This is a genomic window from Klebsiella pneumoniae (genome assembly GCF_000742135.1).
In the GTDB taxonomy this organism is placed as follows: domain Bacteria; phylum Pseudomonadota; class Gammaproteobacteria; order Enterobacterales; family Enterobacteriaceae; genus Klebsiella; species Klebsiella pneumoniae.
In genome coordinates this window covers 1,291,666-1,316,285 of the sequence record NZ_KN046818.1, presented here as the reverse complement: position 1 = coordinate 1,316,285, position 24,620 = coordinate 1,291,666, and the positions used below count along the sequence as shown (strand labels likewise).

The 24,620-nt window shown below is 58.2% G+C and carries 21 protein-coding genes and 2 pseudogenes; 16 read left to right on the top strand and 7 right to left on the bottom strand.

Annotation, left to right across the window (positions count from 1 at the left end; translation table 11 throughout):
• Window positions 1-39: 39 nt before the first annotated feature.
• The 6 genes from kdpF to kdpE are packed head-to-tail and all read left to right on the top strand — an operon-like array spanning window position 40 to window position 7,825.
• On the top strand, window positions 40-129 hold the full coding sequence (gene kdpF, locus DR88_RS29560; RefSeq protein ID WP_020323459.1) for a K(+)-transporting ATPase subunit F: 90 nt from the start codon (window positions 40-42) through the stop codon (window positions 127-129).
• On the top strand, window positions 129-1,808 hold the full coding sequence (gene kdpA / locus DR88_RS18875) for a potassium-transporting ATPase subunit KdpA (RefSeq protein ID WP_004183426.1): 1,680 nt from the start codon (window positions 129-131) through the stop codon (window positions 1,806-1,808). Before kdpF ends, kdpA begins: the two co-directional genes overlap by 1 nt.
• Before the next feature lie 20 nt (window positions 1,809-1,828).
• On the top strand, window positions 1,829-3,877 hold the full coding sequence (kdpB, locus tag DR88_RS18880; RefSeq protein ID WP_004147607.1) for a potassium-transporting ATPase subunit KdpB: 2,049 nt from the start codon (window positions 1,829-1,831) through the stop codon (window positions 3,875-3,877).
• 10 nt (window positions 3,878-3,887) lie between these two features.
• Window positions 3,888-4,463: a potassium-transporting ATPase subunit KdpC gene (gene kdpC, locus DR88_RS18885; RefSeq protein WP_004176862.1), complete on the top strand. Its 576-nt coding sequence runs from the start codon at window positions 3,888-3,890 to the stop codon at window positions 4,461-4,463.
• Window positions 4,464-7,151 carry a two-component system sensor histidine kinase KdpD gene (kdpD, locus tag DR88_RS18890; RefSeq protein ID WP_012068460.1) on the top strand — a complete coding sequence of 896 codons (2,688 nt, stop codon included), beginning with the start codon at window positions 4,464-4,466 and terminating at the stop codon, window positions 7,149-7,151.
• Window positions 7,148-7,825, top strand: coding sequence for a two-component system response regulator KdpE (gene kdpE / locus DR88_RS18895; protein WP_012068459.1), 678 nt, complete (start codon window positions 7,148-7,150; stop codon window positions 7,823-7,825). Before kdpD ends, kdpE begins: the two co-directional genes overlap by 4 nt.
• On the opposite strand, the gene DR88_RS18900 is transcribed toward kdpE, so the two are convergent.
• The 3 genes and pseudogenes from DR88_RS18900 to seqA form a co-directional block, all read right to left on the bottom strand.
• Complete coding sequence (locus DR88_RS18900; protein WP_004223677.1) at window positions 7,807-8,244, bottom strand: hypothetical protein; 438 nt, start codon at window positions 8,242-8,244, stop codon at window positions 7,807-7,809. The genes kdpE and DR88_RS18900 overlap by 19 nt on opposite strands.
• Before the next feature lie 54 nt (window positions 8,245-8,298).
• Window positions 8,299-9,939, bottom strand: a pseudogene (gene pgm, locus DR88_RS18905) (phosphoglucomutase (alpha-D-glucose-1,6-bisphosphate-dependent)).
• 32 nt (window positions 9,940-9,971) lie between these two features.
• Window positions 9,972-10,520: a replication initiation negative regulator SeqA gene (gene seqA / locus DR88_RS18910; RefSeq protein ID WP_002894771.1), complete on the bottom strand. Its 549-nt coding sequence runs from the start codon at window positions 10,518-10,520 to the stop codon at window positions 9,972-9,974.
• Window positions 10,521-10,703: 183 nt separating this feature from the next.
• Between seqA and ybfF the strand changes: the two genes are divergently transcribed.
• From ybfF to DR88_RS27795, 5 genes and pseudogenes are all read left to right on the top strand, one after another.
• Window positions 10,704-11,477, top strand: a complete 774-nt coding sequence (ybfF, locus tag DR88_RS18915; RefSeq protein ID WP_032443816.1) for an esterase — start codon at window positions 10,704-10,706, stop codon at window positions 11,475-11,477.
• A gap of 133 nt (window positions 11,478-11,610) precedes the next feature.
• Window positions 11,611-11,904, top strand: coding sequence for a LexA regulated protein (gene ybfE / locus DR88_RS18920; protein WP_002894767.1), 294 nt, complete (start codon window positions 11,611-11,613; stop codon window positions 11,902-11,904).
• Window positions 11,905-12,055: 151 nt separating this feature from the next.
• A complete protein-coding gene (gene fldA, locus DR88_RS18925; RefSeq protein ID WP_002894765.1) occupies window positions 12,056-12,586 on the top strand; it encodes a flavodoxin FldA in 531 nt (176 codons plus the stop codon).
• 291 nt (window positions 12,587-12,877) lie between these two features.
• Window positions 12,878-13,330 carry a ferric iron uptake transcriptional regulator gene (gene fur / locus DR88_RS18930; RefSeq protein ID WP_002894761.1) on the top strand — a complete coding sequence of 151 codons (453 nt, stop codon included), beginning with the start codon at window positions 12,878-12,880 and terminating at the stop codon, window positions 13,328-13,330.
• A 133-nt stretch (window positions 13,331-13,463) separates the two neighbouring features.
• Window positions 13,464-13,889 (top strand): annotated as a pseudogene (locus DR88_RS27795) (MFS transporter); the annotation flags it as partial.
• Window positions 13,890-13,946: 57 nt separating this feature from the next.
• On the opposite strand, the gene DR88_RS18935 reads toward DR88_RS27795, so the two are convergent.
• Together DR88_RS18935 and chiP are read right to left on the bottom strand one after the other, a co-directional pair.
• Window positions 13,947-14,279: a ChiQ/YbfN family lipoprotein gene (locus DR88_RS18935; RefSeq protein WP_002894759.1), complete on the bottom strand. Its 333-nt coding sequence runs from the start codon at window positions 14,277-14,279 to the stop codon at window positions 13,947-13,949.
• 47 nt (window positions 14,280-14,326) lie between these two features.
• Entirely contained in the window at window positions 14,327-15,730 is a 1,404-nt protein-coding gene (chiP, locus tag DR88_RS18940; RefSeq protein WP_025861876.1) for a chitoporin ChiP, read from the bottom strand.
• 229 nt (window positions 15,731-15,959) lie between these two features.
• On the opposite strand from chiP, the gene DR88_RS31830 reads away from it, so the two are divergent.
• Window positions 15,960-16,112 carry a hypothetical protein gene (locus DR88_RS31830; RefSeq protein WP_410404544.1) on the top strand — a complete coding sequence of 51 codons (153 nt, stop codon included), beginning with the start codon at window positions 15,960-15,962 and terminating at the stop codon, window positions 16,110-16,112.
• Window positions 16,113-16,165: 53 nt separating this feature from the next.
• Here DR88_RS31830 and glnS read toward each other — a convergent pair whose 3' ends face one another.
• Window positions 16,166-17,833 (bottom strand): glutamine--tRNA ligase, encoded by a 1,668-nt coding sequence (gene glnS / locus DR88_RS18950; protein WP_002894753.1) that lies wholly within the window; start codon window positions 17,831-17,833, stop codon window positions 16,166-16,168.
• Between the two features lie 178 nt (window positions 17,834-18,011).
• Window positions 18,012-19,967 carry a PTS N-acetyl glucosamine transporter subunit IIABC gene (gene nagE, locus DR88_RS18955; RefSeq protein ID WP_004147599.1) on the bottom strand — a complete coding sequence of 652 codons (1,956 nt, stop codon included), beginning with the start codon at window positions 19,965-19,967 and terminating at the stop codon, window positions 18,012-18,014.
• 314 nt (window positions 19,968-20,281) lie between these two features.
• Between nagE and nagB the strand changes: the two genes are divergently transcribed.
• The 4 genes from nagB to DR88_RS18975 all read left to right on the top strand — a co-directional run bounded on the left by nagB (window position 20,282) and on the right by DR88_RS18975 (window position 24,442).
• Window positions 20,282-21,082, top strand: coding sequence for a glucosamine-6-phosphate deaminase (gene nagB / locus DR88_RS18960; protein ID WP_002894749.1), 801 nt, complete (start codon window positions 20,282-20,284; stop codon window positions 21,080-21,082).
• A gap of 113 nt (window positions 21,083-21,195) precedes the next feature.
• Window positions 21,196-22,344, top strand: coding sequence for an N-acetylglucosamine-6-phosphate deacetylase (nagA, locus tag DR88_RS18965; RefSeq protein WP_004147596.1), 1,149 nt, complete (start codon window positions 21,196-21,198; stop codon window positions 22,342-22,344).
• Between the two features lie 8 nt (window positions 22,345-22,352).
• Entirely contained in the window at window positions 22,353-23,573 is a 1,221-nt protein-coding gene (gene nagC / locus DR88_RS18970; RefSeq protein ID WP_004147595.1) for a DNA-binding transcriptional regulator NagC, read from the top strand.
• A gap of 116 nt (window positions 23,574-23,689) precedes the next feature.
• Window positions 23,690-24,442: an HAD-IIA family hydrolase gene (locus DR88_RS18975; RefSeq protein WP_002894738.1), complete on the top strand. Its 753-nt coding sequence runs from the start codon at window positions 23,690-23,692 to the stop codon at window positions 24,440-24,442.
• Window positions 24,443-24,620 lie beyond the last annotated feature (178 nt).

The window sequence follows — 24,620 nt, the reverse complement described above, 5'->3', positions numbered from 1 at the left end:
ATCCTCCAGGTAAATCGAAAACACACCCGGAGGTGGATTGTGACTGCAGGCGTACTCACTGGCGTTGGGCTGGTGTTCCTGTTACTGGCTTATCTGGTTTATGCCTTGATACATGCGGAGGCATTCTGATGGCTGCCCAGGGATTTTTATTATTAGCCAGCTATCTGCTGGTATTGCTGGTGCTGGCGCGCCCGCTGGGGATGTGTCTGGCAAGAATGGTGAATGACATCCCGCTTCCCGGCCTGGCCGGGGTCGAGCGCGTCCTGTGGCGCGTGGCCGGGATCCGCGCCGAAGAGATGGGCTGGCTGCAGTATTTGCTGGCGCTCCTGCTGTTTAACGCCCTCGGCGGCCTGGCGCTGTTTGCCCTGCTGATGCTCCAGGGCGTGCTGCCGTTTAACCCGCAGCACCTGCCGGGGCTGTCATGGGATCTGGCGCTCAATACCGCGATCAGCTTTGTCAGTAATACCAACTGGCAGGCTTACGCCGGCGAAAGCACCATGAGTTATCTCAGCCAGATGGTCGGCCTGACGGTGCAGAATTTCCTCTCCGCCGCCACCGGCATCGCCGTGGTCTTCGCCCTGACCCGCGCCTTCGCCCGGCAGAAAATGTCCACCCTCGGCAATGCCTGGGTCGACCTGACGCGCATTACCCTGTGGCTGCTGCTGCCGCTCTCTCTGCTGGTGGCCCTGTTCTTTATTCAGCAGGGCGTGCCGCAGAATCTGCAGGCCTACCAGCCCTTTACCACCCTCGAAGGGGTGCACCAGCTGCTGCCGATGGGGCCTGTCGCCTCACAGGAAGCGATTAAGCTGCTGGGCACTAACGGCGGCGGTTTCTTCAATGCCAACTCCGCCCATCCGTTTGAAAACCCGACCGCGCTGACCAATCTCGTGCAGATGCTGGCGATCTTCCTGATCCCGACGGCGCTGTGCTTCACCTTCGGCGAGGTGGTAAGCGATCGGCGTCAGGGACGCGCCATCCTGTGGGCAATGACGCTGATCTTTATCCTCTGCGTCGCCGTGGTGATGTGGGCGGAGACCCGCGGCAACCCCCACCTGCTGACGCTGGGCGCCGACAGCAGCCTGAATATGGAAGGTAAAGAGAGTCGCTTCGGTATTCTCGCCAGCAGTCTGTTCGCGGTGATCACCACCGCCGCCTCCTGCGGCGCGGTCAATGCCATGCATGACTCCTTCACCGCGCTGGGCGGCATGGTGCCGATGTGGCTGATGCAGATTGGCGAAGTGGTATTCGGCGGCGTCGGCTCGGGCCTGTACGGCATGCTGCTGTTCGTTATGCTGGCGGTATTTATCGCCGGGCTGATGGTCGGCCGCACCCCGGAGTACCTCGGGAAGAAAATCGATGTCCGGGAAATGAAAATGATCGCCCTCGCCATTCTGGTCACCCCGACGCTGGTGTTGCTCGGCACGGCGCTGGCGATGATGACCGACGCCGGCCGCGCCGGGATGTTCAACCCTGGACCGCACGGCTTTAGCGAAGTGCTGTACGCCGTCACCTCGGCGGCCAATAACAACGGCAGCGCCTTCGCTGGCCTGGGCGCGGCGACGCCGTTCTGGAACCTGCTGCTGGCGTTCTGCATGCTGGTCGGCCGCTTCGCCGTCATCATTCCGGTGATGGCCATCGCCGGCTCGCTGGTGGCGAAGAAAATTCAACCGGCCAGCCCCGGCACCCTGGCCACTCACGACGCCCTGTTTATCGGTTTACTGATCGGCACCGTGCTGCTGGTGGGCGCCCTGACCTTTATTCCTGCGCTGGCGCTTGGCCCGCTGGCTGAACACTTTTCCTTACTTTGAGCGATGCGGAGCACCCTGTTATGAGTCGCAAACAATTAGCCCTGCTGGAGCCGACGCTGGTGCGCCAGGCGCTGCTGGATGCCGTGAAAAAACTCAGCCCGATGGTGCAATGGCGCAATCCGGTGATGTTTATCGTCTGGGTGGGCAGTCTGTTAACTACCCTGCTGGCGATCGCCATGGCTGGCGGCGCCCTGACCGGTAGCGCCACCTTTACCGCCGCCGTCAGTATCTGGCTGTGGTTTACCGTGCTGTTCGCCAACTTTGCCGAAGCGATGGCGGAAGGCCGCAGCAAAGCCCAGGCCAACAGCCTGAAAGGGGTGAAAAAAACGGCCTTCGCCCGCAAACTGCGCGCCCCGCAGCATGACGCACCGGTCGACCACGTGCCGGCGGAAGACCTGCGCAAAGGCGACGTGGTGCTGGTGGAAGCCGGGGATATTATCCCCTGCGATGGCGAAGTCATCGAAGGCGGCGCCTCGGTGGACGAAAGCGCCATTACCGGCGAGTCTGCCCCGGTGATCCGTGAATCCGGTGGCGATTTTGCCTCGGTGACCGGCGGGACACGCATTCTCTCCGACTGGCTGGTGATCCGCTGCAGCGTGAACCCGGGAGAAACCTTCCTCGACCGGATGATCGCCATGGTGGAAGGCGCCCAGCGCCGTAAAACGCCGAACGAGATCGCCCTGACGATCCTGCTGATCGCCCTGACGCTGGTGTTCCTGCTGGCCACCGCCACCATCTGGCCCTTCTCGGCGTGGAGCGGCAATGCGGTCAGCGTTACCGTACTGGTCGCCCTGCTGGTGTGCCTGATCCCGACCACCATCGGCGGGCTGCTGTCGGCCATCGGCGTCGCCGGGATGAGCCGTATGCTCGGCGCCAACGTGATCGCCACCAGCGGCCGTGCGGTGGAAGCCGCTGGCGACGTCGATGTTCTGCTGCTGGATAAAACCGGGACCATTACTCTCGGCAACCGCCAGGCCTCAGCCTTCCTGCCGGCGCGCGGCGTGGAAGAGCGAACCCTCGCCGACGCCGCCCAGCTCTCCTCGCTGGCGGATGAAACCCCTGAGGGGCGCAGCATCGTGGTGCTGGCGAAACAGCGCTTTAACCTGCGCGAACGCGATCTGCAGTCGCTGCACGCCACCTTTGTCCCCTTTACCGCGCAAACGCGGATGAGCGGCATCAATATCGATCAGCGCATGATCCGCAAAGGGTCGGTGGACGCCATTCGCCGCCACGTGGAGGCCAACGGCGGCCACTTCCCTGCCGATGTCGATAAACAGGTGGAAGAGGTCGCCCGCCAGGGGGCCACGCCGCTGGTGGTCGCCGAAGGGGAAAAGGTGCTGGGGATTATTGCGCTCAAAGATATCGTCAAAGGCGGCATCAAAGAACGTTTCGCCCAGCTGCGCAAAATGGGCATTAAAACGGTGATGATCACCGGCGATAACCGCCTGACCGCCGCGGCGATCGCCGCCGAGGCCGGCGTCGATGATTTCCTCGCCGAAGCGACGCCGGAAGCCAAGCTGGCGCTGATCCGCCAGTATCAATCGGAAGGTCGGCTGGTGGCGATGACCGGCGACGGCACCAACGACGCGCCCGCGCTGGCTCAGGCCGACGTGGCGGTGGCCATGAACTCCGGCACCCAGGCGGCGAAGGAAGCGGGCAACATGGTCGACCTGGATTCCAACCCCACCAAGCTGATTGAGGTGGTCCATATCGGCAAACAGATGTTAATGACGCGCGGCTCGCTGACCACCTTCAGTATTGCCAACGACGTGGCGAAATATTTCGCCATTATTCCGGCGGCGTTTGCCGCGGTCTATCCTCAGCTGGCCATGCTGAACGTGATGGGCCTGCATTCGCCCTCATCGGCGATCCTCAGCGCCGTTATCTTCAACGCGCTGATCATCGTCTTTCTGATCCCGCTGGCCCTGAAAGGCGTCAGCTATCGCCCGCTCTCCGCCTCGGCGATGCTGCGCCGCAACCTGTGGATCTACGGCCTCGGCGGTCTGCTGGTGCCCTTTATCGGTATTAAAGCCATCGACCTGCTGCTGACCCTGAGCGGTCTGGTGTGAGGAACAAACTATGTCATTGATTCGTCCGGCACTTGTGCTATTTATTCTGTTAACGCTGCTCACCGGCGGCGTCTATCCTCTGCTAACCACCAGCCTGGGACAATGGTGGTTTAACTCACAGGCCAACGGCTCGCTGATCCGCCTGAACGGTGAAGTGCGCGGCTCGGCGCTGATTGGCCAGAACTTCACCGCCGCAGGCTATTTCCAGGGCCGCCCGTCGGCCACCGCGGAGACGACGGATAATCCCATGGCCTCTGGCGGCAGCAACCTCGCCGCCAGCAACCCGGCGCTGGATAAAGCGGTGAGCGAGCGCGTGCAGGCCCTGCGCGCTGCCAACCCGGACGCCGACCCGCGGGTGCCGGTCGAACTGGTCACCACCTCGGCGAGCGGTCTCGATAACAACCTGACTCCGGCCGCCGCGCTGTGGCAGGTGCCCCGGGTGGCTCAAGCGCGCCAGCTGAGCGTTGAGCAGGTAACCCAGTTGGTGAATCAGGCCACACAAACCCCGCTGCTGAGCTTCCTTGGCCAGCCGGTGGTCAATATACTGCAACTCAATATGGCGCTGGATGCCCTGAAGGATAAGTAAATGAGTGACGAGCCGCTGCGCCCGGACCCTGACCGCCTGCTGCAGCACACCGCCGCCCCGCATCGCGGCAAACTGAAAGTGTTCTTTGGCGCCTGCGCCGGGGTGGGGAAAACCTGGGCGATGCTGGCGGAAGCGCAGCGGCTGCGCGCCCAAGGGCTGGATATTCTGATTGGCGTGGCGGAGACCCACGGCCGTAAAGAGACCGCCGCGATGCTGCAGGGCCTGAGTACCCTGCCGCCGCGGCGGCTTGCCCATCGTGGGCGGTACGTCTATGAGTTCGATCTCGACGCCGCCCTCGCCCGCCGTCCGGCGCTGATTCTGGTGGATGAGCTGGCGCACAGCAATGCGCCAGGCTCCCGCCATCCAAAGCGCTGGCAGGATGTGGATGAACTGCTGGAGGCCGGGATAGATGTTTTCACTACCGTTAACGTCCAGCATCTGGAAAGCCTGAATGACGTCGTCAGCGGGATCACCGGCGTGCAGGTGCGGGAGACGGTTCCCGATCCCTTCTTTGACGCCGCGGACGACGTGGTGCTGGTGGACCTCCCCCCTGACGATCTGCGCCAGCGGCTCAATGAGGGCAAAGTCTACATCGGCGGCCAGGCCGAGCGCGCTATCGAAAACTTTTTCCGCAAGGGCAATCTGATTGCGCTGCGCGAGCTGGCCCTGCGCCGCACCGCCGACCGCGTCGATGAGCAGATGCGCGCCTGGCGCGACCGCCAGGGCCAGGAGAAAGTCTGGCACACCCGCGATGCGATCCTGCTCTGTATCGGGCACAACACCGGCAGCGAAAAGCTGGTGCGCGCCGCCGCCCGGCTCGCCGCCCGCCTGGGCAGCGTCTGGCATGCGGTGTATGTCGAGACCCCTTCCCTGCACCGGCTGCCGGAAGCCCGGCGGCGGGCTATTCTCGCCGCGCTGCGTCTGGCCCAGGAGCTGGGGGCCGAAACCGCCACCCTCTCCGACCCGTCGGAAGAGAAAGCGGTCCTCCATTACGCCCGCGAACATAACCTCGGCAAAATCGTCATTGGCCGGCAAAGCAAGCGCCGCGGGTGGGATCGCAGCGGCTTCGCCGATCGTCTGGCTCGCCATGCGCCGGACCTCGATCTGGTGGTGATCGCCCTCGATGAAAAACCGTCCCCTCTCCCTGCGCGGGGCAACGACAGCCGTACGGCGCTGGAGAAATGGCGCCTGCAGCTGCAGGGCTGCGCGGTGGCGGTGGCGCTATGCGCCATCATTACCCTGGTGGCCATGCAGTGGTTGATGGCCTTCGAAGCCGCCAACCTGGTGATGCTCTATCTGCTGGGGGTGGTGCTCATCGCCCTGGTCTATGGCCGCTGGCCGTCGGTGCTGGCGACGGTGATCAACGTCATCAGCTTCGATCTCTTTTTTGTCGCCCCGCGCGGGACGCTGGCGGTGTCGGATGTCCAGTATCTGCTCACCTTCGGCGTGATGCTCACCGTGGGCCTGCTTATCGGCAACCTCACCGCCGGCGTGCGCTACCAGGCGCGGGTGGCGCGCTACCGTGAACGCCGTACCCGCCATCTGTATGAGATGTCTAAAGCGCTGGCGGTGGGTCGCAGCCAGCAGGATATCGCCACCACCAGCGAGCGATTTATCGCCTCCACCTTTCAGGCCCGCAGCCAGCTGCTGCTCCCGGACGCCCAGGGAAAACTGCTGCCCTTAACCCACCAGCCAGGGCTGACCCCGTGGGATGATGCCATCGCCCGCTGGAGCTTTGATAAGGGCCAACCTGCCGGCGCCGGCACCGATACCCTGCCCGGCGTGCCGTATCAGATCTTGCCCCTGAAGAGCGCCGCCCGCACCTGGGGACTACTGGTGGTGGAACCGGAGAATCTGCGCCAATTGATGATCCCGGAGCAGCAGCGGCTGCTGGAGACCTTTACCTTGCTGGTGGCCAGCGCTCTGGAGCGCCTCACCCTGACCGCCAGCGAAGAGCAGGCCCGTCTGACCAGCGAGCGGGAAAGCCTGCGTAACTCGCTGCTCGCCGCCCTGTCGCACGATCTGCGTACTCCGCTGACCGTTCTGTTTGGCCAGGCGGAAATTCTGACCCTCGATCTGGCCAGCGAAGGTTCAAAACATGCCCCGCAGGCCAACGAAATCCGCCAGCATGTGCTCAACACCACCCGGCTGGTGAACAACCTGCTGGATATGGCGCGGATCCAGTCCGGCGGCTTCAATCTGCATAAGGAGTGGCTGACGCTGGAGGAAGTGGTCGGCAGCGCGCTGCGCATGCTCGAGCCAAGCCTCGGCGGCCAGCATATTCAGCTGGATTTACCCGATCCCCTCCAGCTGGTGCATGTCGACGGGCCGCTGTTCGAGCGGGTGCTGATCAACCTGCTGGAAAATGCCCATAAGTATGCCGGCGCCCGGGCGAGCATCGGCATTCGCGCCGAGGCGGACGCCCGGCAGCTGTCGCTGGAGGTATGGGATAACGGTCCAGGGATCCCGGCAGGCCAGGAACAGACTATCTTTGATAAATTCGCCCGCGGCAACAAAGAGTCGGCGATCCCTGGCGTCGGGCTGGGCCTTGCCATCTGTCAGGCCATCGTCGACGTCCACGGCGGGACCATCTCCGCCAGCAACCGGCCCGAGGGCGGCGCCTCATTCCGTGTTACACTGCCTGGAGAAACGCCCCCTGAACTGGAAGAGCTACCTGAGGAATTGTGATTAACGTTCTGATTATCGAAGACGAACACGCTATCCGACGCTTTCTGCGCACCGCGCTGGAAGCCGAGGGCATGCGCGTATTTGAAGCGGAAACCCTGCAGCGTGGGCTGATTGAAGCCGCCACCCGTAAGCCCGACCTCGCGATCCTCGATCTCGGCCTGCCGGATGGTGACGGCATTGATTTTATTCGCGACCTGCGTCAGTGGAGCCAGATGCCGATTATCGTCCTGTCAGCGCGTAGCGAAGAGCATGACAAAATTGCCGCCCTGGATGCCGGCGCCGATGACTACTTAAGTAAACCCTTTGGCATCGGCGAGCTGCAGGCCCGCCTGCGCGTCGCGCTGCGTCGCCATGGCGCGGCGCAGGCCGATGAGCCGGTGGTGCGCTTCGCTGACCTGGAGGTTAATATCCCCGCCCGCCGCATCCTGCGCGGCAGCGAAGAGATCCACCTGACGCCTATCGAGTTTCGCCTGCTGGCGGCGCTGTTGAATAATCCCGGCAAAGTGCTTACCCAGCGTCAGCTGCTGAATCAGGTGTGGGGGCCTAACGCCGTGGAGCACAGCCACTATCTGCGGATCTATATGGGTCATCTGCGACAAAAGCTGGAGGCCGATCCGGCACGGCCGCAGCATTTGCTGACCGAAACCGGGATTGGCTATCGCTTTATGCCCTGAATCCCGCCTCTGCAGTACCAGAGGCTGGCGATTTTCAGCCCTTCAGAGAGCAGCAGAAAGCCTGCCAGGATCGCTACATGCCTGATGCCGGCAGCCTGAATCAGCCACAGGCCCAGCGATAGCGAAGGCTGCATAAACAGCAGCCTGAGCGGCGCCTGCCCCCAGGCCAGCCACAGCGCATAGCGGCTCTGGCGGAAAAAAAAGATCATCGATAGCGGGATGCTGATAATCAGCAGAACATTCAGCGGGTACAGCCAGACCGCCGCGGAGCCCCAGGTGTGCAGCAGCTGGAGATAAGCCAGCAGATCGTCGTAAAAAGGGAGGCGGCGGTGGGCAATATTCCACCATAAGAATTGCAGGACGAAAAAGAGATCCATCCACGCCCAGAACAAAAACAGGGACTTCCGTTGTATTTTCATCGCTATCCTTGCGAAAAAAATCAGGCCCGCAAGGGGCCTGATGGTAGTGCGTTGTTAAGCGTTCTTCAGCACTTCGCTGACAATCTCTACCGCTTCTTTTTCAATCAGCTTGCGATGCTCTTCGCCGAGGAAGCTTTCGCAGTAGATCTTGTAGGCGTCTTCGGTGCCTGACGGACGCGCCGCGAACCAGCCGTTGTCGGTCATCACCTTGAGGCCGCCAATCGCCGCCCCGTTGCCCGGCGCCGCGGTCAGACGGGCAGTGATCGGATCCCCCGCCAGGGTGTCAGCGCTGACCATTTCCGGAGAGAGCTTGGACAGCGCCGCTTTCTGCGCGGAGGTCGCGGAAGCCTGCAGACGGTTGTAGCTCGGCGCACCGAAGCGTTCCGCCAGTTCGTTGTAATGCTCCTGCGGGTTTTTCCCGGTCACCGCGGTGATTTCCGCCGCCAGCAGGCACATGATGATGCCGTCTTTATCGGTGGACCACGGCGTGCCGTCGAAGCGCAGGAAGGAGGCCCCGGCGCTCTCTTCGCCGCCGAAGCCGAAGCTGCCATCGAACAGGCCGTCGACAAACCACTTAAAGCCCACCGGCACTTCCACCAGCTTGCGGCCCAGATCGTTCACCACGCGGTCAATCATCGCGGAGGAGACCAGCGTTTTACCCACCGCCACCTCTTTGCCCCACTGCGGACGATGCTGGAACAGGTAGTTGATCGCTACCGCCAGGTAGTGGTTCGGGTTCATCAACCCCGCCGGGGTCACAATCCCGTGGCGGTCGTAATCCGGGTCGTTAGCAAACGCCAGATCGAACTTATCGCGCAGCGCCAGCAGGCCGGCCATCGCACACTCTGAGGAGCAATCCATGCGGATGGCGCCGTCTTTATCGAGGTGCATAAAGCGGAAGGTCTGATCCACCTGATCGTTAACAATGGTCAGATTGAGCTTGTAGTGCTCGCCAATGCGTTTCCAGTATTCGATACCGGACCCGCCCAGCGGATCGACGCCCAGCGTCAGGCCGGCTTTCTGGATTGCGGCCATATCGACGATATCCGCCAGCCCTTCGATGAACGGCTGCACCAGATCCTGTTCTTTAACGTGGCCAGAAGCCAGCGCCGCGTCCAGAGAAATGCGTTTCACGCCCTGCAGGCCCGCGGCCAGCAGTTCGTTGGCGCGGTTTTCCACCACTTTGGTGACGTTGGTATCAGCCGGGCCGCCGTTTGGCGGATTGTACTTGATACCACCATCTTCCGGCGGGTTGTGTGACGGGGTGATCACAATGCCGTCCGCCAGCGGACCGCCTTTTTTGTTATGCACCAGAATCGCGTTGGAGACCGCCGGCGTCGGGGTGAAGCCGTTGTTTTCCTGCACGATCACGTCGATGCCGTTGGCGGTTAACACTTCCAGCACCGAAATAAACGCCGGCTCGGAGAGGGCGTGGGTATCTTTGCCGACATAGCACGGACCGGTGATCCCGTTTTTCGCACGATCTTCCGCAATGGCCTAGGCGATGGCCAGAATATGCGGTTCGTTGAAGTTGTGGCGCGCCGCGCTGCCGCGATGGCCAGAGGTGCCGAATTTTACCGCATGCTCCGCATTACCGACTTCAGGCTTCAGCACGTAGTACTGAGCAGTCAGTTGGGCGACGTTAATCAAATCACTCTGTTGCGCAGGCTGCCCCGCACGTTTATCGATTGCCATTGCCTGATCCTTCTGGTGCAAATGTTAAAAAGCTAGATCGTGCCGCAAACCTTTTCAATCAGCTCCGCAGGGAACTGCATCGACTGCATGATGTGCTCAATCATGCTGCATTTACGGCCGGTATTGGTATTGGTGATCACCCACCACGGTGTACCAGGAACCTGTTTCGGTTTGGTCTGATTACCGCTTTTCAGCAGCGTACGCGCATCTTCCGCGAAGTAAACGCGCGTGCGGCCGTGCAGAGACTCGGTGGCCTCGGCAAATGCTTTACTGTCCAGGGAGTAGAGGGTCGTCAACACCAGCATAAAACGGTTCACCGCGCGCTTCTGCTCGGCGTATTCATCAGATAACAGCATCTCGCGCATGGCGCGGACTTTATCTTTCACCGGGTTAGCGGGTTTCACCTCAGCGACAGGCGCTGGCGCCAGCGTCGGCGCGGCTTTGCTGACCGGTGTAGCCGGTTGGGAAACGGCGGAAAATTTTAGCATACGCCGTAAAATGTCGGATGCGCTCTCGCCGATATGCAGAGTGTGGCTGGCAATATAGCGATAGAGTTCATCATCAACTTCAATTGTTTTCATCTTAATCCAGTGCGATATCTTTTCTGAATACAAATCGTTGGGATTATAAGTACAAATCCCAACCGCGGATAGCGTCAAACCAGGATGGCGGTAAAACTCAGAAAACTTCTGGGTCTTGCAGCCGGATGGCAGAATGTCCAACATAATACCCTAACCCGACGGAGCGAAAAAAAGAACTTTGCCATGAAATTAAATAGCCGAGCGCAATCTGCACAGAATCCGCACAACCACTCCCCGATCGTGCTGGTCCACGGTCTGTTTGGCAGCCTGGACAACCTGGGCATCCTCGCCCGCGACCTGATCGCCGACCATGATATTGTGCAGGTCGATATGCGCAACCACGGTTTGTCGCCGCGGTCGCCAGAGATGACCTACCCCGCCATGGCGCAGGATCTGCTTGATACGCTCGACGCGCACCAGATCGAGCGCGCCACCTTTATCGGCCATTCGATGGGCGGGAAAGCGGTAATGGCGCTTACCGCCCTGGCGCCTGAACGCATCAGCGGTCTGGTGGCGATCGATATCGCGCCGGTGGATTATCACGTTCGCCGCCATGATGAGATCTTCGCCGCTATCCGCGCCGTCAGCGAATCCGCCGCCAGCACCCGCCAGCAGGCGGCGCAGGTGATGCGCGAGCACCTGCAGGAAGAAGGCGTGATTCAGTTCCTGCTGAAATCATTCGTCGACGGCGACTGGCGCTTCAACGTGCCGGTGCTGTGGGACCAGTATCCGCATATCGTCGGCTGGGAAACCATCCCGGCCTGGCCGCACCCGACGCAGTTTATTCCCGGCGGCAACTCGCCCTATGTGACCGACGCCTACCGCGACGCGCTGCTGGCCCAGTTCCCGCAGGCCCGGGCCCACGTCATCGCCGGCGCCGGACACTGGGTCCATGCTGAGAAACCCGATGCGGTGTTACGCGCCATCCGCCGCTATCTGACGAGCATCGCCGCCTGATTGGCTAAAATATGCCCGACCGCGCCGCAGAATGCCCACGGTCGTTGGCGCAGCCGTTCGCCTGATGTATGATGGCGCGCTATCTGCGCCGGCTAGAGCCCGGCAGCTTGTTTCCCCGAAGTCACTCAGAATCATGGCAAAAGAACAAACGGACCGTACGACATTAGATTTGTTCGCAAACGAGCGTCGCCCGGGAAGACCGAAAACCAATCCGCTGTCGCGCGATGAACAACTGCGCATCAACAAACGTAACCAGCTGAAACGCGATAAGGTTCGCGGGCTGAAGCGCGTGGAGTTAAAACTCAACGCCGATGCGGTCGATGCGCTCAACGAGCTGGCGGAAGCGCGTAATATGAGCCGCAGCGATCTCATTGAAGAGATGCTGATGACCCAGTTAACCGCCCTGCGCAGCCAGGGAAAAGTCTAACTTTCCGCGAAAAACCCGCATTCATGTAGCAGAGTGTGCAGTCGGGCGTGATTGCTGTTTCCGCGCCCTTGCCTGTTCTGCTATGATTGCCGTTATCTATGGGCATTGCGTCCCTACCACATCATTTAAGTTTCAAGAGGTTATTTTACTCATGGCAATCATCGGCATCTTTTTTGGCAGCGACACCGGCAACACCGAAAATATTGCAAAAATGATTCAAAAGCAGCTTGGTAAAGATGTTGCTGATGTTCACGACATTGCCAAAAGCAGCAAAGAAGACCTGGAAGCCCACGACATCCTGCTGCTCGGTATCCCGACCTGGTACTACGGTGAAGCGCAGTGTGACTGGGATGACTTCTTCCCGACGCTGGAAGAGATCGACTTCAATGGCAAACTGGTGGCGCTGTTCGGCTGCGGCGACCAGGAAGATTACGCAGAATACTTCTGCGACGCGCTGGGCACCATCCGCGACATCATTGAGCCGCGCGGCGCGACCATCGTCGGTCACTGGCCAACGGCGGGGTATCATTTTGAGGCTTCCAAAGGCCTGGCGGATGACGACCACTTCGTCGGCCTCGCCATCGATGAAGACCGCCAGCCGGAGCTGACCAACGAGCGCGTTGAGAAATGGGTGAAGCAGGTTGCCGAAGAGCTGCACCTCGAAGAAATCAAAAACGCCTGATGATTAAGCGGCGCAATCATTGAGTTGCGCCGCATTAATAGACAAAAGCAATCAAACTAATAGCTACAAGTTTTTAACTTTTAATCACATATCTGTACAATGTCCTCTGATTCTACGAGGCACGTGACGCAGTTTGTAGCTGGTGCCTCGTTTTTGACAGCAAACCAGGCCTGATGCTTGCAGTTTTCATTTACCAGTGGCAGTTCTATAATGAGACGCATTACGTCGGGTTAATTTCTGTATGACTTCCGTTGAAGGAAGTAGATCGTTTAGCAACAGGACAGATTCCGCATGACTGACAACAATACCGCATTAAAGAAGGCTGGCCTGAAAGTCACACTTCCTCGACTAAAAATCCTTGAAGTGCTGCAGGAACCGGATAACCATCATGTCAGTGCGGAAGACTTATATAAACGCCTGATCGACATGGGCGAAGAGATCGGTCTGGCGACCGTTTACCGCGTCCTCAACCAGTTTGATGACGCCGGCATCGTGACTCGTCATAATTTCGAAGGCGGAAAATCCGTTTTCGAACTGACCCAGCAGCATCACCACGATCACCTGATCTGCCTCGACTGCGGCAAAGTGATCGAATTCAGCGACGACTCGATCGAATTACGCCAGCGTGAAATTGCCTCCCGCCACGGCATCCGCCTGACCAACCACAGTTTATATCTGTACGGTCACTGTGCGGAAGGGGATTGCCGCGAGGACGAACACGCCCACGACGCGGTGGAAAAATAATTCCCCGTTTCGCTGAGACTGAAAAGCCAACCTGCCGGTTGGCTTTTTTATGGGCGCCTCTGGCACCCTTCCCGCACACGCCCCTGGGGTGACTTTCCTCATCCCCGCTTTGTCCGGAGAGTTGATATGGAACTTCGCCAGCGGGGCGATCTCTGATCGGATCGGTCGTCGTCCGGTGCTGATGGGCATTACCGTGCTGGCCCTGCTCACCACCTGGCCGGTGATGCACTGGCTCACCGTCGCGCCCGATTTCACCCGTATGACGCTGGTCCTGCTATGGTTCTCGTTCTTCTTTGGCATGTATAACGGCGCGATGGTCGCGGCGCTTACCGAAGTGATGCTGGTACACGTCCGCACCGTGGGCTTTTCGCTGGCCTTTAGTCTCGCTACTGCCATTTTCGGCGACCTGACGCCAGCTATTTCCACCGCACTGGTCGAGCTCACCGGCGATAAAAGCCCGCCGGGCTGGTGGCTAATGTGCGCCGCGCTGTGCGGATTCATTGCCACCGCGCTACTGTTCGTGCGGCTGAGCCGCGGCTATCAGCCGGCGGAGAGTCAGCGCAAAAAAAACAAACGGGCGGAGATATGCCCCGCCCGTTTGCCGCTGTCGTCTGATTTAATGGGTCGTATTATTGCTGCGGATCTCCTTCCAGATCTGATCGCAGCGCGCTTTCACCGCCTGATCGTTGCCGGTGCGGGTGGCCTGAATACACTGTTGGTAATCCAGGACGCGAACGCTCTCCTGGTTGGCGAACTGCTGGTGCTGTTTATCCTTTTTCAGCACATTCAGTACGCTCTGGCAGGCTTCAATCTTGTCCGGATTCCCTTCCGCCGTATTAATACAGGCGCTATAGGCATCTTTCAGTTTGGTGTCTTCTTTCGGCGCCGGCGACGTGGTGCAGGCCACCAGGCCCGCTGCCATCATGGCAATAAGCAGCATTTTTTTCATTGTCGTTCTCCCAGAGGTGCGGCAGGCTCACGCCCGCCGCGCAGGCATCAGAAAATAGTGAACGGGGCGATAACCATGAACTTCACGTCGCGCTCATCCTGGAAGATGTTGCCGTAGCCGCCGCTCCAGCTCGGAATATCGGAATGGTTGTCGTATTGGGTAAAGTGCAGTTTGAACAGGGTGCCCTTCGCCCGCCCTTCCTGTACGGTATACATTGCATCCAGGCTATAGGCCGACTCTTTCAGGCGATAGTCAGGGTCATAGTACGCATCCGGAGAGGACATTCGGCCCGGCTTCGCATCCCAGGCGTAGACATAAGACGCGCCGAACGCCCAGCCCGGCATATCCCAGTTTTTCATGTCATACATCGCGCCAAAGAAGACCGCTTTTTCGCCGTTGGCGTTAAAGTCGGAGCGGTTATCCCACCAGATATCGAGACGACCATTGGAAGAGGCGTAGGTCGGGGTCATACGCTGCAGGAAGTAGCCCTGCTGGCCATCAGCCTTCACCCAGGTTCCCTCGAGACGCAGATCCAGGACATCCGCCACCTTATAACCAAAGGTTAACGCCTGCAGCCATGCGGTGCCATCATAGATGTCGTTGACCCCGCCGTTGCTGACCTTATCGCGGGTGCCGTAGAACTGGTAGCTGGTGCTCAGCGGCGCGCCGGCGACATCAAACTTGTAGCAGGCTTTAGCAAAGTACTGATCGATATAGCCCTGAGCCTGACCAAATGCCGCCTCCAGCACCAGGTCATTTTTGAAATCATATTTAGCGCCGACGGAGTGGAGATAATCGACTTTGGTCTTCTTATCGTTCTGATAGAAATCGTCCATCTCGATATGCCATGGCGCTTTATACTCGTTCGTCCACATATAGGAGAAACTTAACGCGCCCGCCGTGCCATAGTCGAAGTTAGCCCCGGCCTCCGCCCCCTGATAGGTACCTGGCATAAAACTCCAGTGCGGGGCCAGCAGAGTCTGGCCGGTTGGCTGGATATAGCCCGCACGTGCCCACGCCGGACCATATTTGAATTTCGCTGCGGCTTTATACAGGCTGATGCCGCTCTTATCGCCGGAATAGTCTTCGTCATAGGCTTTGTTACGTGACGAGAAAGCAATTTCGTTCGGGTGACCGCTATCGCCGTTCTCCGCCATTTCAATCGCGGTAAACGCGGCAATATCAAGGCCAAACATATCGGCGGCATAGCCGGACTGGAAGTCCAGGTTGGCGTTCCAGGTGGAGTGGGAAAGGTTGGTTTTGTATTTGTCGCCGTCGGTCACATCTTTACGGTCACGCTCACGCTGCCAGTAATAGATACCGCCGGTTAAGGTTGAATCATCGATAAAGCCTGCTGCGCTGGCCTGTGGAGCCACAACCCAGCCCGACATCGCGGTGACGGCGGCAATAGCCAGCGCCAGCGTACTACGTTTGCCACTAAACGTACGCATGTGCATATCCTCTTTGACGTTTTAAAAGGCGAAGACCAGCGGTCAATCGCTAAAAAATAAATAAAACTGCAAAATGTGGGGCGGTAAAAAAGACCGCGAAACCACTATAGATAGACTATTTTTCGTGACGCGAATTATCAATGTTTTTCGTGAGGCAAAGCTTAAGATTATGACAAAGCGCACATATTTTATGTCGTTTTGTTACAGTCTTATCTCTGATGATTTTGTTATGGAAGTCATTGCAAAATCAGGGAAAAACGCAATCATTGAAAGCGATTACATTGGTTTTTTGTATGTGACAGGAAACATCAGAAGCGCTATTTATTACCGCGCAGAAACAGAATTAATTCGCATCGCGAAAATGAAAAGTTTAATTAGCTGATTCTGAAACAAAAAAAGCGCCGCTGGGAGCGACGCTTTGACAGAAAAGAAATGTTATTCGCCCGCTTTCGCCCAGGTATCACGCAGCCCGACGGTGCGGTTGAACACCAGATTGGTTGCGGTTGCATAGCGGCTGTCGAGGCAGAAATAGCCTTCACGCTCAAACTGGTAAGCTTTACCGGCTTCGGCCTGCGCCAGGCTCGGCTCCGCGTACCCCTGTTTGATCACCAGCGATTCCGGGTTGATTACCGCGAGGAAATCGTCCGCCGCGCCCGGGTTTGGCACGCTGAACAGACGATCGTAGAGACGGATCTCTACCGGCAGCGCATGCGCCGCGCTTACCCAATGGATCACGCCTTTGACCTTGCGGCCGTCGGCCGGGTCTTTGCTCAGGGTGTCGGCATCGTAGGTGCAGAAGATGGTGGTAATATTGCCTTCGGCATCTTTCTCCACGCGTTCCGCTTTGATGACGTAGGCGTTGCGCAGACGCACTTCTTTACCCAGCACCAGACGCTTGTACTGTTTGTTGGCTTCTTCGCGGAAGTCCGCGCGATCGATCCAGATTTCGGCGCTGAACGGCACTTCACGACTGCCCATTTCCGGCTTGTTCGGATGGTTTGGCATCACCACCATTTCGCTTTCGCCCTGCGGATAGTTCTCGATAACCAGTTTCACCGGATCGATCACCGCCATCGCGCGCGGGGCGTTTTCGTTCAGATCTTCACGAATGCAGGACTCCAGCGACGCCATCTCGATGGTATTGTCCTGCTTGGTCACGCCGATGCGCTTGCAGAACTCACGGATGGATTCGGCGGTGTAGCCGCGACGACGCAGACCGGAGATGGTCGGCATACGCGGGTCGTCCCAGCCTTCCACGTGCTTCTCAGTCACCAGCTGGTTCAGCTTACGCTTGGACATCACGGTGTATTCGAGATTCAGGCGCGAGAATTCGTACTGACGCGGATGCACCGGGATGCTGATGTTGTCCAGCACCCAATCGTACAGGCGGCGGTTGTCCTGGAACTCCAGGGTACACAGCGAGTGGGTAATGCCTTCCAGCGCATCGCTGATGCAGTGGGTGAAGTCGTACATCGGGTAGATGCACCACTTGTTGCCAGTCTGATGATGCTCAGCGAACTTAATGCGGTACAGCACCGGATCGCGCATCACGATAAACGGCGACGCCATATCGATCTTCGCGCGCAGGCAGGCTTTGCCTTCTTCGAAGCCGCCGCTGCGCATTTTTTCAAACAGCGCCAGGTTCTCTTCCACGCTGCGGTCGCGATACGGGCTGTTTTTACCCGGCGCTTTCAGGGTGCCGCGGTATTCGCGAATTTCATCAGGAGAGAGTTCATCAACATAGGCCAGACCTTTGTTGATCAGCTCAACCGCATACTGATGCAGCTGATCGAAATAATCAGACGAGTAGCATACGTCCCCGGACCAGTGGAAACCTAACCACTGCACGTCGTTTTTAATCGACTCAACGTATTCGATATCTTCTTTCACCGGGTTGGTGTCATCGAAACGCAGGTTGCATTGGCCCTGATAATCCTGGGCGATGCCGAAGTTCAGGCAGATGGATTTTGCATGGCCAATGTGCAGATAACCGTTCGGCTCCGGCGGGAAGCGAGTGTGAACGGTGGTATGTTTACCGGTAGCCAGATCTTCATCAATAATCTGACGGATAAAGTTAGTCGGGCGGGCTTCTGCCTCACTCATCACGGGTTCCTCAAAGCGTAAACAACGTATAACGGCACATGATCTTACAAGCAGGGCGTAGTGACAACTATTAGTTACGTAAAATAGGTATCAGAAGAGGATTATGGGGCCGATTGCTGGAAAAAAAAGCGGCGAAGGTTTCCCTTCGCCGCTGAGGCAAAAACTCGACTCAGGAGCCTTACTTGCCTTTAATCTCATACAGCGGCGTCTGGCCAGCAACGACCTTACCGCTCGCCAGTATCACCAGCGCGCTGTAGTCATCGCTGTTGCTGCAGACGACCGGACTGATCATTGAGCGCGCGTTGGCGTTGAGGAAGTCCAGATCCATTTCCAGAATCGGCTCACCCGCCTTCACGTCCGTGCCCTCTTCAACCAGACGTTTGAAGCCCTTGCCTTCCAGCGCCACGGTGTCGATACCCATGTGAACGACGATTTCCGCACCGTTGTTGGTTTCGAGGCAGAACGCGTGGTTAGTGTTGAAAATTTTCACCACGGTACCGGCGGCCGGGGCCACCACGATGTTGCTGGTCGGTTTCACCGCGATCCCGTCGCCGACGGCTTTGCTGGCGAAGGCTTCGTCCGGCACCTGCTCGAGGGCCACCACGTCACCGGTAATCGGCGAAACCAGCGACTCAACGGTCTTCGCGTTCGCTACCGCCTGCGGTTTAGCCGCGGGCGCTGCGGTGGCGACGTTGCCAGCCGGTGCGGCTGCCGCTGCCGCTACCGGGCCGCGGGTAACCACTTTTTTCATCTCATCGCCGATAGACTCTGCTTTCGCACCGACGATAACCTGGATGGTTTGCTTATTCAGTTTCACCACCCCGGACGCGCCGAGACGTTTACAGGCGGCGTCGTTCACCTTCGCCGAATCGCCCACGGTCAGACGCAGACGGGTGATACAGGCGTCAATGGCTTTCAGGTTGTCCGTTCCGCCCACCGCGGCGATATAGCTGGTCGCCAGCTGGGTCAGCCCCTCTTCAGTGTTGCTGTTGGCTTCTTCCGTTACCACGTCAGCGGCTTTGTCTTCACGACCCGGCGTTTTCAGGTTGAACATGCGGATCACCGCGCTGAACAGCAGGAAGTAGACGAAGAAGAACACCACGCCCATCACCAGCAGCATCCAGACGTTTTTGCTGGCGGCCGGCAGGCTGTACATCAGCACGTAGTCAATTGCACCTGCGGAGAAGGAGAAGCCCGCATGGATCCCGAGCGCCGTTGCGATGAACAGGCTGATACCGGTCAGCACCGCATGCAGGAGGTACAGCAGCGGAGCCAGGAACATGAACAGGAATTCCAGCGGCTCGGTTACCCCGGTCAGGAACGCGGTGATGGCCACGGACAGCAGCATACCGCCTACCATCGGACGACGCGCTTTCGGCGCCGCCAGATACATCGCCAGCGCCGCACCCGGCAGACCAAACATCATGATTGGGAAGAAGCCGGACATGAACATCCCCGCGGTGCCGTCGCCGGCGTAGAAGCGGTTGATGTCGCCGTGGAACACAGCGCCAGCGGCGTTAGTGAACTCACCAATCTGGAACCAGGCGATGGTGTTCAGCACCTGATGCAGACCGGTTGGGATCAGCAGACGGTTGATGAAACCAAAGATACCGGAACCCAGCGCCCCTGCGGAGACGATCCATTCGCCGCCAGAGTGGATAGCGTGCTGCACCGGCGGCCAGACGTAGCCGAAGATCGCCGCGAGGATCAGACAGAAGAAGCCGGTGGCGATCGGCACGAAGCGTTTGCCGCCGAAGAAGCTCAGGAAGTCCGGCAGCTTGATGCCGGCCCAGCGGTTGTATACCGCCCCTGCCACCAGACCGGTAATGATACCGGCCAGCACGCCCATATTGATTTCCGGGTTGATGGTGACCATCGCTTTGGTCATCACGAAATACCCTACCGCACCGGCCAGCGCCGCAGAACCGGCGTTATCCTTAGACCAGCTTGATGCCACACCAATTGCGAAGATCAGCGCCAGATTATCGAAGATCGCCCCACCCGCTTGCGCGATGAAGGGTACATTCAACAGGTCTGGTTGCCCGAAACGCAGCAGCAATGCCGCGACCGGCAGCACTGCGATAGGGAGCTGCAACGCCCTACCCAGTCGCTGAAAGAAACCTAAAATATTCATCTTATTCCCCCTATGAGACCCCGATGAGGCTCATTTCAAAGCCACTTTTTTATTGTGTAACAAGGTCGGTTTTATCACTTACCGGCAAAGTGTGTGAAAAATTAATTCGTATCGCAAATTAAACGGGTATTTTTTGTGATAATTATCACCAAATATCGTATTCCCTCCTCCCTTGCACTGGCTAACAACGAAAACTTATTTTATCATTCAAAAAATCAACACGGATTGACCCCGGTCGGCGCAGTTGCTGCAATACTCTCCTTAGAGTGCTGGCGCCAATCCGCCAGAATCTACTTTGACTATAGAGGTGAAGAATGAGACTGATTCCCCTGGTAACCGCTGAGCAGGTCGGTAAATGGGCTGCCCGCCATATCGTTAACCGCATTAATGCATTTAAACCAACCGCGGACCGTCCGTTCGTCCTGGGTCTGCCAACCGGTGGTACCCCGCTGACCGCCTACAAGGCGCTGGTTGAAATGCATAAAGCAGGCCAGGTTAGCTTCAAACACGTCGTCACCTTTAACATGGATGAATACGTTGGCCTGCCGAAAGAGCATCCGGAAAGCTATCATAGCTTTATGCACCGTAATTTCTTTGACCACGTTGATATTCCGGCAGAAAATATCAACCTGCTGAATGGTAACGCGCCGGACATCGATGCGGAATGCCGTCGCTATGAAGAAAAAATTCGTTCCTACGGTAAAATCCACCTGTTCATGGGCGGCGTGGGCAACGATGGTCATATCGCGTTTAACGAACCGGCCTCTTCTCTGGCGTCCCGCACCCGTATTAAGACCCTGACCCATGAAACCCGCGTAGCGAACTCCCGCTTCTTCGACGGCGATGTGGATCTGGTACCGAAATATGCGCTGACCGTCGGCGTGGGCACCCTGCTGGACGCAGAAGAAGTGATGATTCTGGTGCTGGGTCATCAGAAAGCGCTGGCGCTGCAGGCGGCGGTAGAAGGTAACGTCAACCACATGTGGACTATTACCTGTCTGCAGCTGCATCCGAAGGCGGTGATCGTCTGCGACGAACCGTCCACCATGGAGCTGAAAGTGAAGACGCTGAAATATTTCAACGAATTAGAAGCTGAAAATATTAAAGGTCTGTAATGTAGTCCTTCCCGCGCCCTGGCGCGGGATCATCTTTTTCTTTGTACGCACCATCATGCCGGCGGCAAACGAACGAACGCTGACCTGATGAGGCGTATATACCGGGGGTCGTAATGTATGCATTAACCCAGGGCCGGGTTTATACCGGTCATGAAATTCTCGATGACCATGCGGTTGTTATCGCTAATGGCTTTATCGAACGTCTTTGTCCGCTGGCAGATTTGCCGTCTGACATCGAGCAGCGCTCAGTCAACGGCGCAATAATCGCCCCCGGTTTTATCGACGTCCAGCTCAACGGCTGCGGCGGCGTGCAGTTTAACGACAGCCCAGAGGCGGTCACTGTCGAAACGCTGGAGATCATGCAGAAGGCCAACGAACGCTCAGGCTGCACCAGCTTCCTGCCGACGCTGATTACCTCCAGCGACGATCTGATGAAGCAAGGCGTGCGCGTGATGCGCGAATATCTGCAAAAACATCCGAACCAGGCGCTGGGCCTGCATCTCGAAGGGCCGTGGCTGAATATCGTTAAGAAAGGCACCCACAATCCGGACTACGTGCGTAAACCGGACGCGGCGCTGGTCGATTTCCTGTGCGACAACGCCGATGTGATCACCAAAGTGACCCTCGCCCCTGAGCGCGTTGAGCCAGAAGTGATCCGCAAACTGGTCGCCGCCGGGATCGTTGTCTCCGCGGGCCACTCCAACGCTACGCTGAAAGAGGCGAAAGTCGGCTTCCGCGCGGGCATTACCTTTGCCACCCACCTGTATAATGCGATGCCGTACATTACCGGCCGCGAACCGGGTCTTGCCGGGGCGATTTTTGACGAGCCGGATGTCTACTGCGGTATCATCGTCGACGGGATGCACGTCGATTACGCCAACGTGCGCAACGCCAAGCGCCTGAAAGGCGACAAGCTGTGCCTGGTCACCGACGCCACCGCGCCGGCGGGGGCGAATATTGACCAGTTCATTTTTGCCGGGAAAACAATATACTACCGCAATGGGCTGTGCGTAGATGAAAACGGCACCCTCAGCGGATCTTCCCTGACCATGATTGAAGGGGTGCGTAATCTGGTTGAGCATTGCGGCGTGGCACTGGACGAAGTATTGCGCATGGCGACGCTCTATCCTGCGCGCGCTATCGGCGTGGACAAGCAGCTCGGCAGCATTGCGCCGGGCATGGTCGCTAACCTGACCGCCTTTACACGCGATTATATAATCACCAAGACCATCGTTAATGGTAACGAGGTCGTCACTGAGTAAGTAAAAGTATGACAGCAGGCGGACAAGCTCAAATTGGTAACGTTGACCTCGTAAAACAACTGAACAGCGCGGCCGTGTACCGCCTGATTGACCAGCATGGGCCCATCTCGCGTATTCAGATAGCCGAACAAAGCCAGCTTGCCCCTGCCAGCGTGACCAAAATCACGCGTCAGCTTATTGAGCGCGGCCTGATCAAAGAAGTCGATCAGCAGGCCTCCACCGGTGGCCGCCGCGCTATCTCTATCATCGCAGAAACCCGCAGCTTCAACGCCATCGGCGTGCGGCTTGGCCGCTATGACGCCACTCTGACCCTGTATGATTTAAGCAGCAAGCCCCTGGAAGAGGAGCACTTCCCGCTGCCCGAGCGCACCCAGGAAACGCTGGAACACGCCCTGCTGAATATCATCGCCACCTTTATCGAAAACTGTCAGCGCAAAATTCGCGAGCTGATCGCTATCTCAGTGATCCTGCCGGGCCTCGTCGACCCGGAAAGCGGCGTGATCCGCTATATGCCGCACATTGCGGTGGAAAACTGGGGCCTGGTCGGGGCGCTGGAGAAACGCTTCAATGTTACCTGCTTTGTTGGCCACGATATCCGCAGCCTGGCGCTGGCCGAGCACTATTTTGGCGCAAGCCAGGATTGCGAAGACTCCATTCTGGTGCGCGTGCACCGCGGTACCGGGGCGGGGATTATCTCCAACGGGCGCATTTTTATCGGCCGCAACGGCAACGTCGGCGAAATTGGCCATATTCAGGTCGACCCGCTGGGCGAACGCTGCCACTGCGGCAACTTCGGCTGTCTGGAGACCGTCGCGGCCAATGCCGCCATTGAACAGCGGGTTCGCCACCTGCTGGAGCAGGGCTACCAGAGCCGTCTGACGCCGGATGACTGCACGATCAAAACTATCTGCAAAGCGGCCAACAAGGGCGATGCCCTGGCCTGCGAGGTGATTGAGTACGTGGGGCGCCACCTCGGGAAAACGATCGCCATCGCCATTAACCTGTTCAACCCACAAAAAATCGTCGTCGCCGGCGAAATAGTGGAAGCTGAAAAGGTCCTTCTTCCGGCCATCGAAGGCTGCATTAACGCCCAGGCACTTAAGGCGTTTCGTAAGAACCTGCCGGTGGTGCGCTCCACCCTCGATCACCGCTCTGCAATCGGCGCCTTCGCGCTGGTCAAACGCGCCATGCTTAATGGCACGCTGCTGCAGCGTTTGCTTGAGAGCTAATCGCCCCTTTTCTGATAGCGCGTCACCTTGATACGGACGGGCCTCGCCCGTCAGAGGTGTGAAACCTCATCGATGACGCGTATAGTTTCGTCTTTGTTAATGATTCTGGACCCACCATGACCATTCAAAACATAATTTGTGATATTGACGGCGTACTGATGCACGATAACGTCGCCGTTCCCGGCGCAGCCGAGTTTATCAAGCGCATCCTCGATAAAGGCATGCCGCTGGTAATGCTGACCAACTACCCGTCGCAAACCGGCCAGGATCTGGCGAACCGTTTCGCCACCGCTGGAATTGATGTTCCGGATAGCGCCTTTTACACCTCAGCGATGGCCACCGCCGATTTTCTGCGTCGCCAGGAAGGCAAAAAAGCCTACGTGGTGGGAGAAGGGGCGCTGATCCACGAGCTGTACAAAGCCGGCTTTACCATTACCGATGTGAACCCGGATTTTGTCATCGTCGGGGAAACTCGTTCCTTTAACTGGGAAATGATGCATAAGGCCGCCTTCTTCGTCGCCAACGGCGCCCGCTTCATTGCCACTAACCCGGATACGCACGGTCGCGGCTTCTACCCTGCCTGCGGCGCGCTTTGCGCCGGGATCGAGAAGATCTCCGGCCGTAAGCCGTTTTACGTCGGCAAACCCAGCCCGTGGATCATCCGTTCAGCACTGAATAAAATGCAGGCTCACTCCGAGCAGACGGTGATTGTCGGCGATAACCTGCGCACCGATATACTGGCCGGTTTCCAGGCAGGGCTGGAGACTATTCTGGTGCTCTCCGGCGTCTCCACCCTCGACGATATCGACAGCATGCCGTTCCGCCCGTCGTGGATTTACCCTTCCGTCGCGGAAATCGATATTTTCTGATGCCAACCACGTCGCAGGACGTGGTTTTTCATTTCTAGCGCCCATCAGAATTACTCCATCTAATAAAAACAACCTATAAATACGAATTCCTCAATAAAGCCGTTCAAAAGATACGCTTTTTTCACTGTTCAACAATCACGGTTACGTTTTTTCTTTTTCCGGCCGCAAACCCCTTGCG